Origin of the sequence: Nostocoides veronense, from assembly GCF_039531185.1 — a bacterium.
Lineage (GTDB): Bacteria > Actinomycetota > Actinomycetes > Actinomycetales > Dermatophilaceae > Nostocoides_A > Nostocoides_A veronense.
Genome location: NZ_BAAAPO010000025.1, coordinates 36163 through 53547 on the forward strand (window position 1 = coordinate 36163; position 17385 = coordinate 53547).

Consider the following 17385-nt stretch of genomic DNA (forward strand, 5'->3'; position numbering starts at 1 on the left):
CCCGCGACGGCCTCAGTCCTCCCACCGGAAGAGCCGCGCAGCGATCAGGCCGAAAACCACGGCGAATCCGAGCAGGACCGCCATCGGCAGCAGCGCCGATCCTGGTCCCTCGCCGCGCACCATCGTGTCGAGCAGGCCCTCATTGAGCTGACCGAGAGGCAGGAACTTCGAGATCGTTTGCAGCCAACTCGGCGCCTGGTCCAGCGGGATGAAGGAGCCGGACAGGAAGGCCATCGGCAAGATGATGACGTTGACGATGCCCGAGGCGGCTTCGGCGGTCTTCGAGATCGCGCCGGCGATCAGGCCGATCGCCATGAACGCCAGCGTCGCGCACAGTAATAACGGAATCGCCATCCACCACGACCCACTGAGCTTCAGGTCGAACAGCCCGACCCCGACGGCCAGGAAGACCACCATCTGCACCAGCGCCACGGCGACCGAGACGAGCAGCCGCGAGGCGACGAGGGCTTCGGTGCGCACCGGGGTCAGGCGGATCCGGCGCAGCAGCTTGTTCGTGCGCCAGGTGACGAAGGGCATGGCCGCATTGAAGGTCGCCCCCATCGCCACCGCCCAGCCGAGCAGACCGGGCGCGATGAACTGGATCGGTTTGAGCGAGTCGTCCTCGACCGCCGTGGCGGTCAGGGTGAAGGTCGGCGGCTTGCCGGAGACCGCCACATTGGCGCCGTCGACGAAGGCGCCGAGCGTGCCGCGGACGGTGGCGGCCGCGACCTGGTCGGCCTGGCTGTAATGCACGATCAGGTCATTGCCGCGCTGCTCGACGGCGGCATCGACATCGCCCTTGCGGACCTCCGCCAGCGCCGCGGCGGCATCGGTGGTCTTGGTGACCTCGAAGAGGTTGTCGAATTGGGTCTTCGCCTCGGGGGGAAGTTGGTCGATGATCGCGACCGAGCCGACCTGGGTCAGCGTGTTCTTGCTGGACCCGGCATCGCGAAAGAGGAAGCCAAAAAGCACGAGGAACATCAGCGGGAAGGCCATCAGCCAGAACCAGTTTTGCTTGTCCCGCCAAAAGCCCTTCCACTGGGCGCGAGCGAGCGCGGTGAAGCCGTTCATGCGCGGTACTCCCGTCCGGTCAGGGTGAGGAAGACGTCCTCCAAGGTGGCGGAGGTGACCTGCAGGCCCTGCAGCGCATCGCGTTCGGCCAGGGCGGTCAGCACCGGCGAGGGTTCGTGCGTGCTCAGGGCCAAGGTGCCGTTCTCAAGACTCGCGCTGTCGACGCCCGGCAGCCGCTGCGCCTCCTCCTCGCTGAGGGCGCCCTCGGTGAGGAGGATGCGGTATGCCGCCCCCAGACCGGTGATGAGGTTCCGCGGGGTGTCCGTGGTGAGGATCTGGCCCCGGTCGATGATCGCGATCTGATCGCAGAGGATCTCGGCCTCGTCCATGTAGTGCGTCGTGAGGACGACGGTGCGGCCCTGCTCGTTGATCGCGCGCAGGACATCCCAGAGGTTGCGTCGCGCCTGCGGGTCCAGCGCCGCGGTCGGCTCGTCGAGGAAGACGATCTCCGGGTCGTGGATGAGCGAGCAGGCGATCGACAGGCGCTGCTTCTGCCCGCCGGACAGGTCCTCGGTGCGGACCTTTCGCTTCTCTTGCAGACCGACGAGGCCGATCATCTCCTCGATCCGGGTGAGGGGCACGGCATACAACTCGGCGAAGCAGCGCAGCTGCTCCTCGACGGTGAGCCGCTCGAAAAAGGCGGACGCCTGGAGTTGGACGCCGATGCGCGGCAGGAGGGCGCGATTGCGCGGCCACACCTTCTCGCCGAAGATCAGCGCTTCGCCCTCATCGGGTTCGCGGATGCCTTCGATCATCTCCAGCGTCGTGGTCTTGCCGGCGCCATTGGGCCCGAGGAGGCCGAAGAACGTTCCTTGGGGGACAGTGATATCGACGTGATCGACGGCTGTGAGGTCCCCATACCTCTTGACCAGCCCCCGCGTCTCAATGACGTTGGTCATGGGTGTGATCAGACCACGTCTCGCCGCCTGCCGCGACCCCTGCATCCCGGTATGCGGACGATCCCGACTCAGCCGGTGAGCTGGTCGGGCTGGACGCCCTCGGTCAGGAGGGCGTGCGTATTGCGCCAGCCGAGTTGGCGGTAGGCCTCGAAGTCGTACTCGCCATAGAACTGGTTCGTCGTGCCGGTGACGGGGAAGTCGGGGTGGTCGAGTTGGTAGGCGTCGAGCTCGATGTCCCCGCCCGTGGAGAGCACATTCTTGACGACATAGATGTCCGTGCAGACGTCCTGGTAGCCCTCGCGGCGCGCTTGCAGGTGCACCCACGCCCGCTCCGCGCGGGGCCGCGGATTCTCGGTGGTCGGAGCCGGTGTGCAGATCGGGCCCACGCCGCCCTTGCCTGCGGTGATGACCAGCCCGAGGTCCATCCGGGCTGTCGTGATCGCATCGGTCAACGCGTCGGCGCTGCCGGCCGGATCGGCGGATGCTTCGAAGAGGATCAGCCGGCGAGGCCGGTCACGAAGCGCCTCGACGAGGCCGGTGTTGTCGAAGTGGCCGCCGTCGGAGATATAGATGCGCGAGTCGGTGATCGACTGCAGGCCGCTGGCTTCCTTGAAGATGCGGAAGGGACCCGGCTTGTGGATGATGCGCTCCCAGGCGGTGGCGAGGAAACCGGACGTGGGCAAGGGTGGGTGAGCGTCAGGACTCGATGAATTCACCAGTGCGACATAGGGGTTCGGCAGCCAGACCCCGAGCCGGCCGTTGGCCAGCGTGAGCAGGATGCGATAGGGCGCGACGAGCGACTGCTTGCGCCCGACGATCGGCGAGAAGGCCGCGCCGGAGGCGGCCATCGCGGACGCGAGCGTGGTGTCGCGCCCTGCCGGGTCCGCGGCTTGGGAGTATGCCGTGGGGCTAATCGGGATGGGCCGGGCTCCATCACGCAGGCGATTGGCCCCGCGTCCCTCCTGAGGGAGTCGGGAGTCCGTGACGCCGATATAGGCGCGGGGCCGCTCGGAGCCGTGGGTGCGCCGCCCGGTCTCGAAGCGGAAGGTCGTGCACGAGCGTTGGGTGGGTATGAAGTCCGGATCGCTAACATTCGCGGCGCACAGGATCGACAACTGCGGCCCGGTGGCCTCGGCGTCGGTGTTTGTGTCGGCATCCAGGCCAGGGTCGATGGGGGTGTCCCACAACGGAATTGGCTCGACCACGCCGGTGGCATTGCGCCGGACGAGGAAAGCATCGGCGAGGCGCTCGCGATAGAACGGGTGCAATGAGGTGATGGTGGCGTCGCCGACGAGGCGACCCACGACATACACCCCGAGGGGGACGGCATACGTCCGCCACTGGTCCAGGCGACCGATCTCGACACTCAGGGTCCGGCCCATCCGCATCCCGACGATCGCGACGATCGCGACGGCGACGGCGAGGGCGGACCACGGGAGGATGTACTTGTGGATGAAGGCGGTGAGCTTGTCGGTGCGCGAACTTGCTTCTGCGGGAGTGCGTTTGCGCCAGAGAGCGAGGAGCGCGGTGAGGGCGCCGGTGAGTCCGGCCAGCCGGGTGGCCCAGCCGCCGGTGGTGTCTCGATTGACATCGCAGTAGTGCGGTAGGGGGCCGGTCACGATCCCGCAGTCCGGCGGGTCGGGGGTTGCCAGGCTCGCCGCGGGCCGGTGCTTGCTGCCGGTCGTCGTGGCCAGCGGTGCGCCCGCGATCGCGGGATACAGCGCGGCGTCGTCCTCGTAGTTCTCGCCGCAGGCTCCGAAAGAGAACGGAATCGATTCCTGCTCAGCGGGTTTCACGACGCGGTGCCACGCGATCTGGGCCTCGCGAACGAAGTCCTCGCGGATGGCTTGCTGGCAGAGGTCGTGGGGGACTAGGCCGGTCAGGCGCAGGGTCTTGGCGATGGTGGCCGTCGGCTGATTGCTGATCGTCGCATTGTGCGTCAGCACGACGAGCGCGGGAATCACGGTGAGGGTCAAGGCAATTGCCGCCGCAAGCGAGAGCAGAGTGGCCGTGGGGGCAAGGGTGGCGAGGCGCCTGCGTCGATACTTCAGCACCGCATTCGATACGACCAGCCAGAGCAACGCCGTGCCCGCGAGGCCTGCGAGAATGCCAGCCAAGGTGGGGGAGACATCGAAGGACGCAACGGTCTGGTTGAAGCTCGCCACCCGCTGCTCGGGCAGTCGGCTGAGGGTCCAGATGCCATAGGCCGTGACGATCCAGATCAGGGCGGCGACATGCGCGAGCGTGGTGAGGATGCCGTAGGCCAGGGCGAGGACTCCGCGGGTCCGGGTTGTCGCGTTCGGTGTGATCCAGGAGGAATGGCGCCGGACCCAGTCCATTTCGGGCGAGTCGGGGGCGAAGGGCGCGGGCGCGCCGACGGGGATGGGGTCGGAGTTGCGGCGCGCCAGATGCATCGCCGTGGCGATATAGCTGCCGCCGGAGATCGCGTAGACCCGGTCGGCCTTGTCGTAGATGCCCCCGCGCATCAGCCGCTGGAGGCCGCCGAGACAGAAGGCCGCCGCCCGGATGCCGCCACCCGAGCAGGCGATGGCGAGACCGGCATACGGGCCGTACGGGGCCGTGGGCTCCGGGAGATGGGCGGGCATGGAGGCCGGCTCGGTGGCCAGGAAGCTCACGTCGTGGTCCGCGCTCTCCGCGCCCGTGTGACCCCGCAGCGTGCGGCTGGTCGCGAGGGTGATGCCCAGGCCGCCGATGCCGGCCAGGAGCAGACCGATGAGGAGGACCTGCGGCCACGGGCGGGCGTCCAGGATGCTGGAGGCGCGCGGCAGTGGCCAGAGATTGGCTAGTCCCGACGCGGCGAGCACGATGCCGGTGACGGACAGGGCAATCGCCGCCAGGGCACCCGAGGACAACCCGCGGCCAAAGACGTCCACGGGGCCAGTAGCTCGGCTGGGCGTGGTGCGTTCGGCGTCCACAAGTCGGCCGATATGGGCGGCTTTGTATATCGCCAGGCCGGTCTGGATGGCCGCGGTGACTGCCAGGGTCGCGCCGATGATCCAGTCCGAACGCCGGGGTGCGTGGACCGCAAGGAGGGGCAGGGCCAACAGGCCGACCACCATCCCGCGCCCAGCATTGCGCCGCAATTGAGCAAGCAGCGCGACCATGCCGAGTTCGTGCGGGGTGCGGGGCACGCGCTTCATCTCTGCCTCCCAGGGCAAGCCGGTCCCTTTGGGGCCTTTGGCCAATAGAGAGCGTGAGCGGGCTGGTGATACGCCGAGGTGCTGGGCCGGGGCTCGGTTCGGGACGCACTGAGGCGGGCGGGTCGGCATACGACGGCTCGGGGGCTAGGGTCGGGGCCATGAATATCGTCTTCGTCGAACCGGCCTTCCCGAACAACCAGCGCCGCTTCGTCACCGCGCTGGCCGGGGTGGGGGCGAATGTCATCGGCATCGGCGAGTCTGATGAGTGGTCGCTCGACCCCGAGGTGCGCGAGTCGATGCTCGGTTATTACAAGGTCTCCAATGTCACGAATGTGCGCGAGATGACCGACGCCGTGAAGTTCATCCAGTCGAAATTGTGGGTGGACCGGCTGGAGGCGACGATCGAATCGCACACGATGGCGGCCGCGCAGGTTCGGGAGGCGACCGGGATTCCGGGGACGTCGGTGCACGCGACCTGGCTGTGCCGCGACAAGCCGTCGATGAAGGAGGCGCTGCGCAAGGTGGGGGTGCCGACGGCGGCCTCCACGGCCGCTGACACGGCCGACGCGATCTGGGATTTCGCCGCAAAGATCGGCTATCCGCTGATCCTGAAGCCGCGCGCCGGCGCTGGGGCGCAGGACACCATGCGGGTCGACAATGACACCGAACTCGCCCACGCCATAACGCTTTTCGGCGCGCACGGGGCGACGTCGATCGCTGTCGAGGAGTTCGTCGAGGGGCACGAGGGCTTCTACGACACGATCTGCCGCGACAACCAGGTCGTGCACGACTGGACCACGCACTACTACCCCAATGTGCTCGAGGCGATGCGCACCCGCTGGATCAGCCCGCAGTTCATCACGACGAACCGGATGGCCGATTCGTCCTTCTATGGTGAGGTCGCCGAGCTCGGCCAGCGGGTCATCGAGGCCTTCGATATCGGCACGTCCGCGACGCACATGGAGTGGTTCTACGGGCCAAAAGGCTTGCGCTTCAGTGAGATTGGGGCACGCCCGCCGGGAGTTGGGGCCTGGGATCTCTACTCTGCGGCCAATGAGGTCGACGTCTATCGCGAGTGGGCGCACGTCCAGGCGCACGGGACGGCTGAGCGGCCGATGGGGCGGCCCTATTCGGCGGGCATCGTTGCGCTGCGGCCCGACCGCGATGGGGTCATCAGCGGATACTCCGGCATTGATGACATCTTCGGTCGCTATGGCGAATGGATCATCGACACGCACTTCCCCCACGTCGGCCACATGACGCAAGGCGTCGAGGCCGGCTATATGGCGAATGCCTATGTGCGGATGCGTCATCCGGACTACGACACGCTGCGCGCGATGCTCGACGATGTGGGTCGCACGATCCACGTGTATGCCGGCTGATCCGGACTCGTGCGCACGATTCTTCTCGGGCCGCAACGCTTTACGGTCCGTGCCACCTCCGCTTTGCGCTCCCTCGACACAACCGGTCCGCTCGCCGTCGTCAACGCCGGCTGGGAGGAGCGCGAGGACGATATCGCCGAACTCGATGCCGCCTTGGATCACCGCATGCGGGGGCTGCGCCTGTATCACCGGCTCACCGACGTCCTGACCAAGGATCGCGAATTCGCCCGCGCGGCAAGCCGATTCCGCGATCGCCATGATGAGTTGACGGGCCTTTACCGGATCCGGCTCGACCACGCGATGACCGGCTTGTATGCCGTGCAGCGGCAGATCCCCTCGCACCCGGCGCGGGCCCGGCACTCCGCGGCCTTCCGCGCTCTGCAGGACGCGATGGGCGGGGTGCGGGCGATCGATGAGTGGTATCTCGCCGAGCTGGAACTGCTCTATCAGGAGCTGGAGGTTGAGGGCGGTGTTAACACCAGTGAGGTCGTGGCGTGGCATCGGGCCGAGATCCGGACGCTGCAAAATGACTGTGTCGCATGGGTTTTCCCCGGTGGCAATATCCGGACGCTGACGAGTGTGCTGCGCCTGTTCGCCGTCACCGTGCCGCCGGAGGTCCCCGTCATCGCCTGGTCGGCCGGCGCCATGGCGATGACCGAACGGATCGCGATCTTCCATGACTATGGCCCGCAGGGTGCTCGCGAGACCGAACTCTTTGACACCGGATTGGGGCGGGTGCGCCAGGTGGTCGCCTTCCCGCACGCCCGGCGGCGGCTGAAGATGGACGAGGTCGACCGGCTCGGTTTGCTGGCGCTGCGCTTTGAGCCGGCCGAGTGCGTGCTCCTCGACGACGGGATGGTCCTGGACATCGGACCGGACGGCATACTCCCGGCCGCGGCGCGTCGGGTGGGCGCCGACGGGCTCGTGCGATCCGGGGAGGAGAGCGCATGAGGCGCAAACTGGCCATCAACCGGTTGCGCGAGCGCGGCGATCTGTCCGGGGAATTGGTCACCCAGTTCGTCGACAAATACCGCTCGCCGATCATCGAGGGGCAGAACGCGACCTTCTTGTTCCGCGGGGATGCGGACGAGGTCTTCGTGCGGCATCGCGTCGTCGGCCTGCCCGATCCGCTGCCGATGAAGCAGCTCGCCGGGACCGATCTGTGGGCGGCCACCTGCGACCTGCCGGCCGGCTCGCGCGTGGAGTACCAACTGGAAACTCGCCGCGGCGAGCACTACGAACGCTTCAACGATCCACTCAACCCGCGCGTCGCGCATTCGCCGATGGGCTCGAGTTCGGTGTGCGCCGGCGAGGGCTATCACGTGCCCTCCTGGGCGCTGCCCGATCCGGAGGCGCGGCCGGGTGAACTGACCGACCATCGCATCCGGAGCAAGGCGCTGCGGCGCGATCAGGGGATGCTCATCTACACCCCGGCGCGCTTCAACCGGGTGCTGCGCTATCCGCTGCTCGTCGTGCACGACGGGCCGGAGTATGTCCAGTTCGCGGCCATGAAAACGGTGCTGGACAACCTGATTCACCGCTTGGACATCGCGCCGATGATCGTGGCCTTCGTGCCGCCGGGCGACCGGCTGCGCGAATATCCGAACTATGCGCCGCACGCCCGGTTCATGGCGCGCGAGCTGTTGCCCGACCTGGAGTCGCGCTATCCGCTGATGGAGAGCCCGGTGTCGCGCTGCCTCATGGGCTCCAGCTTCGGCGGCGTCGCGTCGGTGTCGACGGCTTACCGCTATCCCGGTGTCTTTGGCTCGCTGCTCATCCAGTCGGCCTCGCTGGTCTTCACCGACATCGGGCAGGACCATGGCGGCGGGCCCTATTTCGATCCGGTGGTGAAATTCGTCAACCGCTATCGCGCGAAGCCGACCCGTTTCACCGACCGGATGTATATGTCGTGCGGCATCTACGAGCCGCTGATCACGCCGAATCGCTCGATGGTCTCGGTCTTCCGGGAGGCCGGGATCACGGTGAAATACGAGGAAAATCGCGACGGCCACAACTGGGACAACTGGCGCGACCGGCTGCAGTCGGCGCTGACCTGGCTCTATCCCGGACCGCAGAAGTATGTCTACGAATAGGGGCCGCGCTCGTGAATGACCTTGCGGCCGTGCGGGATCGGCTCAGTGCCGCCGTGTCAGCGGGTATGCCGTCCGCTCTCGCCGACCTGTCGCGCCTGGTCGCGTGCCGCTCGGTCTTTGACGCGCGTATCGAAGATCCGGCGGAATGTGTGCGGGCGGCGGAGCTGGTTGCCGACCTGGTGCGCGCGGCGGGTGTGCCGGCCGCGGTGCTGCCGGCTTCCGACGGGTCGCTGGCCGTATGCGGGCGGGTCCCCCTCCCCGGGGCGCCGCGGGTGCTGCTCTACACCCATCACGATGTCGTGCCGGTCGGCGACGTGGAGGCGTGGACGTCGGATCCGTGGACGCTGACTGCTCGGGATGGTCGTCTCTTCGGCCGCGGGGCGGCGGACTGCAAGGGCAATCTCGTGGCGACGCTGTTGGCGTTGACGGCGGTGCGCGAGGTCTGCGGGTCGTGGCCGGTCGAGGTGGCCGTCGTCATCGAGGGCTCCGAGGAACAATCCACGGGCGGGATGGCGAAACTCGCTGCCGCACAACCTGATCTGGTGTCTGCGGACGTGATTGTCATGGCCGACACGGGAAATATCGAGGCCGGGCTGCCGACGCTGACCACCTCGCTGCGCGGCACCGGCTCGGTGCGGATCACTGTGCGGACGATGGACCACGCTGCTCACTCCGGGATGTTCGGCGGCGCGGCGCCGGACGCGCTGCAGGCTCTACTCACCACGTTGGCGTCGCTGCGCTCGCCGTCGGGGGAGACCACCATCGACGGACTCGACGCGGGTGGGGTGTGGGAGGGGGCGGCATACGACGAGCAGCGGTTCCTTAGCGATGCAGCGCTTCTGCCGGGCGTGGGGCCATTGGGGGAGGGCGCGATTGGCGACCTGCTGTGGGCGCGGCCGGCGGCGACCGTGCTCGCCATCGACGCGCCGCCGACCGCGCGCGTCACGGCCGCGGTCCAGGGTGAGGCGTCGGCGATCGTCAACCTGCGCGTGCCGGCAACGATGGATCCCGCTGCAGCGCAACACCTTCTGGTCGAGCACCTGCGGCGGCACACGCCATACGGCCTCGTCGAGATCGAGCCGCTGACGCTGGGACGCGGCTTCGCGGCGGTCACGGATGGGCCGGCATATGACGCGATGCGCGAGGCGATGCGGGCGGCATACGGCCGGGAACCGGTGACCACCGGTCAAGGTGGGTCGATCCCCCTCACGGTGGCGCTCGCGGACCTGCTCCCGCAGGCCGAGATCATGCTGCTCGGCGTCGAGGAACCGGCCTCGCGCATCCACGCCACCGACGAGTCCGTCGATCCCGCCGAGATCGAGCGTCTGGCCCTCGCGCTGGCGCTCTTCCTGGCCGGTTTGCCCAACTTCTGCTAGGACACCCCACGAAGTTCGCCCACGCAGAGCGTGGGACCCACGCTCGTCCCGCCCACGCAGAGCGTGGGACCCAGCTCCGATACTTCGCGGGGACCCGTCCACGACTTTCGCAACAGGGCCCAGGACGACTTAGTCAACTGTGGACACTTTGCAAGGTATGCACAGTTGACTAACGTGCGCTGAGTGCCCGGCCGGAACCCGCCGCGCGACCCCGACGTCCGTGACATCGTGGACCGACCGCTACACAAGGGGGATCACGTGATCGGACGCATGGGCCGGATGGTGGGCGTGCTGCTCGCCGTCCTCGTGACGCTCGGGCTGGCCGGGCCGGCGAGCGCGGAGGTGGGGGACCACGTCCGGCTTTTCGGGATCGAGTATGTCGTGCGGCCAGACGGCAGAGTCGATGTCACCGAGCACATCGAGTACGAGTTCGCTTCCAGTGGGCGGCACGGGATCTATCGCGAACTGATCACCCGGCAGCCTTTCGGCGACGGCAGCGACCGGGATGTGCGCTACGACATCTCGGACATCCGGGTGCGGTCCTCCGATGCGCCCGACGATGTCGAGAAGTCCACGCACCACTCGGGTTTTCGCCACGACTGGATCGAGCTGAAGGTCGGCGATCCGGACGAAACCATCAGCGGAACCAGCGCGACCTACGAGATCCGTTACACCATCGCGGGTGCGCTACGCACCGTCGGTGGCGTGCCCGAGCTCTATTGGAATGCCACGGGCAATGCCTGGGATGCCGACCTCGATCGCGTGGAGGTCCAGGTCACGGGGCCAGCAGCGCCCAACTCGGTCAGTTGTTACCAGGGGCCGGTCGGGTCGACGCAATCGTGCGAGGGCACGATCGACGGCGGACGCGCCAAGGCGATCGCTACGGGGCTCGAGGCGGGTGAGGGCGTGACGATTTCGGTGCAGTTGCCGGCCGACTCGGTGCGCAACGCGCAGCCGATCATCGAGCCCGCGGGCACCTTCCTGCGCCGCGCTCACCTCGGTCCGCTGACGATCGGTGGCAGCCTTCTTGCCGTCCTGCTGTCGATCTTGGCCGCGGTCGGGATGACCCGGGCGAACCGCGATCGGCGGTATGCCGGGACGCCCCCCGGCGTGGTCGACCCGGATGCGCCGGTGGTCATCGACGACATCGACGAGGACGCCATCCCGGTCCGCTTCAACCCGCCGGACCTGCCGCCCGCCGTGGGTGGTCGCCTGCTGTCCTCGAGCGCGGCACCCCGGGGAGCCGCCGCGACGCTCGCCGAGCTGGCGCATCGCGGCGTGCTCCACATCGATGCGGTGCCGCAGAACGACAAGAAGTTCAAGGCCACCGCAGGGATGCAGCGCACCGCGCGACTCGTCGATTTGGCGGCCGCTCCCGATGACTATCGCCGCGCCTTCGCGACGGCGCTTCTCGGTGACGGCGGTGCCCTGGTGCTCGATGAGCCGGACACCGAAGACGCCAAGCGCTTCGCCGCCGCCGCGTCCGCCCTGACCAAGGACATCTCGAAGCAGGCGACCGACTTTCGGGAGAAGGGTGGCTCGCCGCGCTCTGGGCTGTATGCCGTCCTCGGCGCTTTCGTGGCCCTGGCGATCACCCTGGTCATGGTCATCAAGTTCGCGCCGGCGGGTGCGATCTGGCTCCTGCCGGGCGGGCTCATTGCGGTGGGTCTGTTCTATGCCGCCTTCCGCCGCGCTTATGGCTATCGGACGGCGGAGGCGCGAGCGCTGACCGACCAGGTTGTCGGCTTCAAGCGCTATATCGCCACGGCCGAGGCGGGGCAGTTGCAGTTCGAGGAGGGCCAGGACATTTTCAGCGCCTACCTGCCGTGGGCGATCATGTTCGGCCTTGCCGACCGCTGGCAGCAGGTATGCGCCGAGCTCGCCCGCGAGGGCCGCATCCCGGCCACGCCCGTGTGGTATTCCGGGCCGTCCTTCTACGACTCCTTCCCCACCGGCTCCTCCTTCGGCGACTCCCTTTCCAGCTCGGTCAGCAACTCCTCCTCGTCCGGCAGTTCCGGCTCTGGCTCCTCCGGCGGTGGCGGGGGCGGAGGTGGCGGCGGCTCCTGGTGACACCGAGCCGCGCGTGTCCCCGGGCTGGTTCTTCAGTACGACGATCGGCGGCGTCTTCGCCGCCGATCGTCGTACTCAACGGCGGATCACAACGGCTCGCGACCGCAGGTCAGCTCGGTCACCAGGTCGGCGGGCAGGCGCTCGCGGTATGCCGCATCAGCCCGCGTGCCCGTCGCATCGAGCACGGTGCTGAAGAAGCAGCGGGCCGCCACGGCCAAGATGACGTCGAAGATGTCCGCATCGCTCAGTCCGTGCGCTCGAAGCGCCTCGCGTTCGGTGTCGTCGATATGTGGCGCGTCCCGGGCCACGCGGGCCGCGAAGGCCGCGATGGCGGCATCCCGATCGGCGACCAACGCTTTGGCGTCAGGCGTCACCATCGGGCTGGTGGACGCTGTGGCGAAAGATGTCGAGCCGTCGGCTTCGGTGCCATCCGGCCCGGTGGTGCGCTCGGTCCGTCGAACATCCGCCTTGACGCCCACTCCGTCGGCCGCGGCGAGGAGGGCCCGCAGCCCGTCGCGATCGGCATATCTCTCGAGCAGCACCTCGCCGTGCGCGAGGCTGCAGTAGGTGCTGCGCAGCGCCCGCGCCGCGGCGACGGTGGCGATCTCGTAGGTGCGATGGTCCATGCCGCCGGAGATGGCCGCCGCGAGGGCGCGCCAGGCGGCATATGCGTCGGGGCGGCCAGCGAAAGTGCGCTCGTAGTTCGGGATGTCGGCCACGGCGCCACCCTTAGAAACTGAAGGTGGTCGCGCCGTCGCCGATCCACTCCCAGAGTTGCACGGTCCCGGCCACCTCAGCGTTGGCGACCAGCGTTGAGGCGTCAATCCCCTTAGCCTGCACGCAGACTCCGCAGGCGATATAGCGACCGCCAGCCGCCGCAAAGCGGGCCATCAGGTCGGTCAGCGGCGGGCAGCCGTCGCAGGCGGTGGCGCGGGCGAAGCCGTCGATTGCGAGCCGAACGGCCTCCTTGGTGAGGAAGATCAAGGTGTCGCGACCACCTTCGGCCGCTCCGACGGCGACCAGGAAGGCGACCGTGACCTTCTCCGCGTCCTCGAGACCAGTGGTTAGTGAGATGGCTACTTTTGACATGGACCCCTCCTGTCCCGGTGTCCGACCCTGGACACTCTTTCGACAGGCTAGGTCTCACCGCCGCGTTCCGCAGGACTTTGGGCAATGACGTCACCACGGCCGGGCTCACACTCTGCCGGTCTGAGCCCGAGGAGTTCGGCCAACCCCTCGACGACCGCGCTCACACCGGCCGCGATTGAGGCCGTCAGAACTCGCTGCCGTGATCGGCCAGGAACTGGCGCCACTGCTCGTCGGTGAGGTCGAGCGGATCCGGCGCCGGCCGCGCCGATCCCGCGCGGGCTGATTCGGCGGGTTGGATGCGACCCTGCTCGATCCGGTGGTGCTGAGTCCCGGTCCCCGGCTGAAGCACTCCGCGGACTGCGACCAGGGTGCCGACCAGCCGCGCGGCCTGGTCGGGTTCGGGGACCTCCGTGACGTCATACGGAGTGCCTTCCCGGTCCCGGACCCGGAACCGAGCAGTATGCAGATCGGCCATCTCCAGCCGACCCGTGACGAGCGCTGTCCGCACCGGTTCGGTGCGGCTTTGGCGCCACGGCTCACGACTGAGGTGGGAAGTCCGCAGTCGCGCGGCCGAGCCGTCCGGCAATCCGATGATGACCTCCGGGGCCAGCCGCGTCAGCGTCCGGATCAGGTTGTCGACGGCGTCGGCGATGGGGTTGGTGATTCCCGTCGGCCGGCGATTCGCGGCGAGGCCCGCGATGATGCCGGCCATAGTGCGATCGACCTTGCCCTCAAGCGGATCGATCGGCAAAGTCGTCGGGTCACCGACGTGCAGCCACATCTCGCCCGGCCAGTGCCACGTGGCCCGGACCTGACTCAGCGCCTCGATCGGCCGGACCATCCGGCCGAGGTCCGCGAGATCAGCGGCCTCCCGCGTTACGCGATAGATCAGCGTCTGCCAGGCGAGCAGGAAGTCGCCGAGTGCCGCCGCATCGAGCGGCACCTGCTCGCTCTCACCGGCGGACTGCTCCACCGCCTCATTTGCCGCTCGCGCCGGCCCGCTAACTGCCGGCCCGTCCGCCACCTGCGCCGGCCCGCCGCCTGTCGGCGAGCCAGCCGCGGTGGGGAAGCACACGTCATACGTCCTCATCGGGGGACCTCCTCGGCTCGGAAAACGGGATGTGACCAAGCCTTGCAGGGCCCACCGACAGCCCCTCAGCTCGGCAGGTCGCCGCCGGTGTTCTGGCTGATGTTGAACATCCACTCAATGCCGAACTTGTCCTTCACATCCCCATAGATGTCGCCCCACGCCTGGGCCGCCAGCGGCTGACCGCCCCTGCCGTCCGCGGCGAGCTTGTCGTACCAGCCCGTCATCAGGTCGAGCTCGTCGCCCATGAACGCGATGTAGTTGCGGGTGCCATTCCACGTCGCCTCGGCTCCGGGCATGGCGTCGCTGGCCATGATCGTGATGTGCGGGCCGATGAGGGCGGCATGCATCGTGCCGTCGGCGGGCATGTCGGTCATGCCGAAGTCGGCGAAGCTCAGGACTCGCAGCTCGCCGCCGAAGATCGACTGGTAGTACTCCATTGCCTCGCGGCTGTTGCCGGCGAAGTTCAGGTAGGGGTTGACGGAGACGGTCATCGTCGCGCTCCTTCGCGTTGTGGGTCCGCTGTCGGGGCCGCTCATCGCAGCGTATGCCGCCCCACCGACAACGCCCCTACGCCATTTAATCAACCGAATGGTTGACAAGCCCGCCAGCCTCGTGGCATGGTTAATCAACCACGTGGTTGAGGAGGAGAAATGGCGGATCACCTGACGCTCGTCTTCGGCGCGCTGGCCGACCCGACGCGACGCGACATCGTGGCGCGCCTCGCGGTCGGTGACGCGACGGTGGGCGAGCTGGCTGCGCCATACGACATCTCCGTGCAGGCGATCTCGAAGCACCTCAAGGTGCTCGAGGGCGCCGGCCTGGTGACCAAAACTGCTGCGGCACAGCGCCGTACGGTGCACCTCGAAGCGGAGGTCTTCGACCTGATGACGAAGTGGATTGAGAAGTATCAGCAGCAGGCGGAGGAGCGCTATCAGCGGCTCGACGCCTTGCTGGAGCAACTGGATCAGGACGGAAACGTCATACCCCAACCCCAGGAGAAATCATCATGAGCGAGCCCGCCCGCATCGAAGCCGACCCCACCATCCCGGCCATCCACATCTACCGCGACTTCCGCGCCACCCCCGCGCAACTCGTGCGCGCCCACACCGACCCCGAGCTCGTGCCGCTGTGGATGGGCCCGGCGCGGCGGACGATGGAGGTCGACTACTGGGATGCCCGCAGCGGCGGCAACTGGCGGTATGTCGATCGCACCGACGGCGTCGAACTCGGCTTCCACGGCTGCTTCCACGAGATCAGCGAGTCCCGGATCGTGCAGACCTTCACCTTCGAGGGCATGCCCGAGGAGGTCGCGCTGGAGACCATGGTCTTCGAGGACCTCGGCGACGGTATGACGCGCCTGCACGCCTGGTCCCTCGTCGACTCGTTCGAGGGCCGCGACGCCTGGCTCGCCTCCGGCATGGAGACCGGCGTCAACGATGGGTATGCCGCCCTCGACGACCTCTTGGCGGACGGAAAGGTCTGAGGTTACAACCCTCCCTATCGGCGGGCGCCGTCGTCGCCTGGCGCGGCGGGGAGCGGGAATGATGGGAGCATGGATTATGGGCACGAGCTGGAGTTCGGGGCGTTCCTGACGCCCGATGCCGCGCACCTGGATCAGCTCCTGGAGAACGCGCAACTCGCCGACGTGCTCGGGCTCGAGCTGGTGACGATCCAGGATCACCCGTATGCCGCGCAGCAGGCCGATATGTGGACCCTCCTGTCGGTCATCGGCGCGCGGACGACGTCGATTCGCTTGTGCCCCAATGTCACCAGCCTGCCACTGCGTCCGCCGGTCGTGCTCGCCAAGGCCGCTGCGACCCTCGATCTGCTCACCAACGGCCGGACCGAACTCGGTCTCGGCGCGGGCGCCTTCTGGGACGGCATTGCCGCTGCTGGTGGGCCGCGGCGCGCGCCGAAGGAAGCCGTCGACGCACTCATCGAGGCGATCGAGGTGATCAGGGCGTTCTGGCGGGGCGGTTCGGTGCGGCATACCGGCGAGCACTATCCAGTGCAGGGCTTGCGCGCGGGTCCCGTTCCAGCACATGACATTCCGATCTGGCTCGGTGCCTACAAGCCGCGCATGCTCCGCGTCACCGCCCGCCTCGCCGATGTGTGGATCCCGAGCATGGGGTATGCCGATCCGCCCGCCCTCCCCGCCATGAATGCCGCCATCGACGAGGCGGCGATCGCCGCCGGCCGGGCGCCGGAGTCGGTGCGGCGCGCCTACAACATCGTCGGATCGTTCGGCAGCTCAAGGGATTTCCTGCGCGGCAGTCCCACCGACTGGGCCGAGCAACTGGCCGAACTCACTCTCTCCCAAGGGATGTCGACCTATCTCCTCGGCAGCGACGATCCCCAGGCGCTCGCCTCGTTCGCCCAGGAGGTCGCGCCGAGGGTGCGTGAGTTGGTGGCGGCCGAGCGCACCCGTATGCAGTCTGCTCCTACCGCGGCCGTCACTCCCGAAAGCGTTGTCACACAAGTCGATTCGGCGCCGTCCGCGAGCGAGCAGGAGGGGGTAGGCGGGCGGCATACCGGTCTCCGAGTGGCGGCAACGCCCGACTCGGGCGAGCGGCTCGCGAGCGAGCGGGCGTGGGAGGAGGGGGACCGGCCGGTATACGCGATGCGCAAACGCGACTACACCGCGCACGAGGAGGCGACCGCGCAGCACCTTGTCGACGTGCACGACCACCTGCGCGCGGAGCTGACCCAGGTGCGCGACATCGTCGCGCAGGTGCGGCGCGGGTCGATGACCGTCGGGTCGGCCCGGTCGGCGATCAACACGATGACGATGCGGCAGAACAACTGGACGCTGGGAGCCTATTGCGCGGCCTACTGCCGGGTCCTGACCGGCCACCACACGCTGGAGGACCGCGGCATTTTCCCGCACCTGCGGCGCGCTGAGCCGGAGCTGGCGCCTGTGATCGACCGGCTGGAGGAGGAGCACGTGGTGATCCACGACCTGCTTGATCGGCTGGACGAGGCGTTGGTGTGCGTGGTCACCGCAGACGGCGACACCACGGCCTTGGACGATCTGAGCGCCGCGCTGGACCTGCTGACTGACGCGCTGCTGTCGCACTTGTCGTATGAGGAGCGCCAGCTCCTCGCGCCCCTCGCCGAGCACGGGTTCGGCTGACAGCGCCAGCGGGCGCGGCTG

General features: G+C 68.1%; 15 protein-coding genes. 8 read left to right on the forward strand and 7 right to left on the reverse strand.

The window, feature by feature from the left end; all coding sequences use genetic code 11:
• Positions 1-12: 12 nt before the first annotated feature.
• The 3 genes from ABD225_RS07985 to ABD225_RS07995 all read right to left on the reverse strand — a co-directional run bounded on the left by ABD225_RS07985 (position 13) and on the right by ABD225_RS07995 (position 5131).
• Complete coding sequence (locus tag ABD225_RS07985) at positions 13-1071, reverse strand: ABC transporter permease (protein ID WP_344083269.1); 1059 nt, start codon at positions 1069-1071, stop codon at positions 13-15.
• Positions 1068-1970, reverse strand: coding sequence for an ABC transporter ATP-binding protein (locus ABD225_RS07990; RefSeq protein ID WP_344083271.1), 903 nt, complete (start codon positions 1968-1970; stop codon positions 1068-1070). Before ABD225_RS07990 ends, ABD225_RS07985 begins: the two co-directional genes overlap by 4 nt.
• A 68-nt stretch (positions 1971-2038) precedes the next feature.
• On the reverse strand, positions 2039-5131 hold the full coding sequence (locus tag ABD225_RS07995) for a hypothetical protein (protein WP_344083273.1): 3093 nt from the start codon (positions 5129-5131) through the stop codon (positions 2039-2041).
• Between the two features lie 158 nt (positions 5132-5289).
• On the opposite strand from ABD225_RS07995, the gene ABD225_RS08000 reads away from it, so the two are divergent.
• The 5 genes from ABD225_RS08000 to ABD225_RS08020 all read left to right on the forward strand — a co-directional run bounded on the left by ABD225_RS08000 (position 5290) and on the right by ABD225_RS08020 (position 12052).
• A complete protein-coding gene (locus tag ABD225_RS08000; RefSeq protein WP_344083275.1) occupies positions 5290-6513 on the forward strand; it encodes an ATP-grasp domain-containing protein in 1224 nt (407 codons plus the stop codon).
• Between the two features lie 9 nt (positions 6514-6522).
• Positions 6523-7464: a hypothetical protein gene (locus tag ABD225_RS08005; protein ID WP_344083277.1), complete on the forward strand. Its 942-nt coding sequence runs from the start codon at positions 6523-6525 to the stop codon at positions 7462-7464.
• Positions 7461-8606 carry an alpha/beta hydrolase-fold protein gene (locus ABD225_RS08010; RefSeq protein WP_344083279.1) on the forward strand — a complete coding sequence of 382 codons (1146 nt, stop codon included), beginning with the start codon at positions 7461-7463 and terminating at the stop codon, positions 8604-8606. The genes ABD225_RS08005 and ABD225_RS08010 overlap by 4 nt, the downstream gene beginning before the upstream one ends.
• Before the next feature lie 11 nt (positions 8607-8617).
• Positions 8618-9982, forward strand: a complete 1365-nt coding sequence (locus ABD225_RS08015) for a M20/M25/M40 family metallo-hydrolase (RefSeq protein ID WP_344083281.1) — start codon at positions 8618-8620, stop codon at positions 9980-9982.
• A gap of 258 nt (positions 9983-10240) precedes the next feature.
• Positions 10241-12052, forward strand: a complete 1812-nt coding sequence (locus ABD225_RS08020; RefSeq protein WP_344083283.1) for a DUF2207 domain-containing protein — start codon at positions 10241-10243, stop codon at positions 12050-12052.
• Positions 12053-12138: 86 nt separating this feature from the next.
• Here ABD225_RS08020 and ABD225_RS08025 read toward each other — a convergent pair whose 3' ends face one another.
• From ABD225_RS08025 to ABD225_RS08040, 4 genes are all read right to left on the reverse strand, one after another.
• Positions 12139-12771: a carboxymuconolactone decarboxylase family protein gene (locus tag ABD225_RS08025; RefSeq protein WP_344083285.1), complete on the reverse strand. Its 633-nt coding sequence runs from the start codon at positions 12769-12771 to the stop codon at positions 12139-12141.
• 10 nt (positions 12772-12781) lie between these two features.
• Positions 12782-13141, reverse strand: coding sequence for a DsrE family protein (locus ABD225_RS08030; RefSeq protein ID WP_344083287.1), 360 nt, complete (start codon positions 13139-13141; stop codon positions 12782-12784).
• A 184-nt stretch (positions 13142-13325) separates the two neighbouring features.
• Entirely contained in the window at positions 13326-14231 is a 906-nt protein-coding gene (locus tag ABD225_RS08035; RefSeq protein WP_344083289.1) for a hypothetical protein, read from the reverse strand.
• A 65-nt stretch (positions 14232-14296) separates the two neighbouring features.
• Positions 14297-14722: a VOC family protein gene (locus ABD225_RS08040; RefSeq protein ID WP_344083291.1), complete on the reverse strand. Its 426-nt coding sequence runs from the start codon at positions 14720-14722 to the stop codon at positions 14297-14299.
• A 159-nt stretch (positions 14723-14881) separates the two neighbouring features.
• On the opposite strand from ABD225_RS08040, the gene ABD225_RS08045 reads away from it, so the two are divergent.
• The 3 genes from ABD225_RS08045 (at position 14882) to ABD225_RS08055 (ending at position 17364) form a co-directional block, all read left to right on the forward strand.
• Positions 14882-15241 (forward strand): ArsR/SmtB family transcription factor, encoded by a 360-nt coding sequence (locus ABD225_RS08045; RefSeq protein WP_344083293.1) that lies wholly within the window; start codon positions 14882-14884, stop codon positions 15239-15241.
• A complete protein-coding gene (locus tag ABD225_RS08050) occupies positions 15238-15714 on the forward strand; it encodes an SRPBCC domain-containing protein (RefSeq protein WP_344083295.1) in 477 nt (158 codons plus the stop codon). The genes ABD225_RS08045 and ABD225_RS08050 overlap by 4 nt, the downstream gene beginning before the upstream one ends.
• A 69-nt stretch (positions 15715-15783) precedes the next feature.
• Positions 15784-17364: an LLM class flavin-dependent oxidoreductase gene (locus ABD225_RS08055; RefSeq protein ID WP_344083297.1), complete on the forward strand. Its 1581-nt coding sequence runs from the start codon at positions 15784-15786 to the stop codon at positions 17362-17364.
• Positions 17365-17385: the final 21 nt, after the last annotated feature.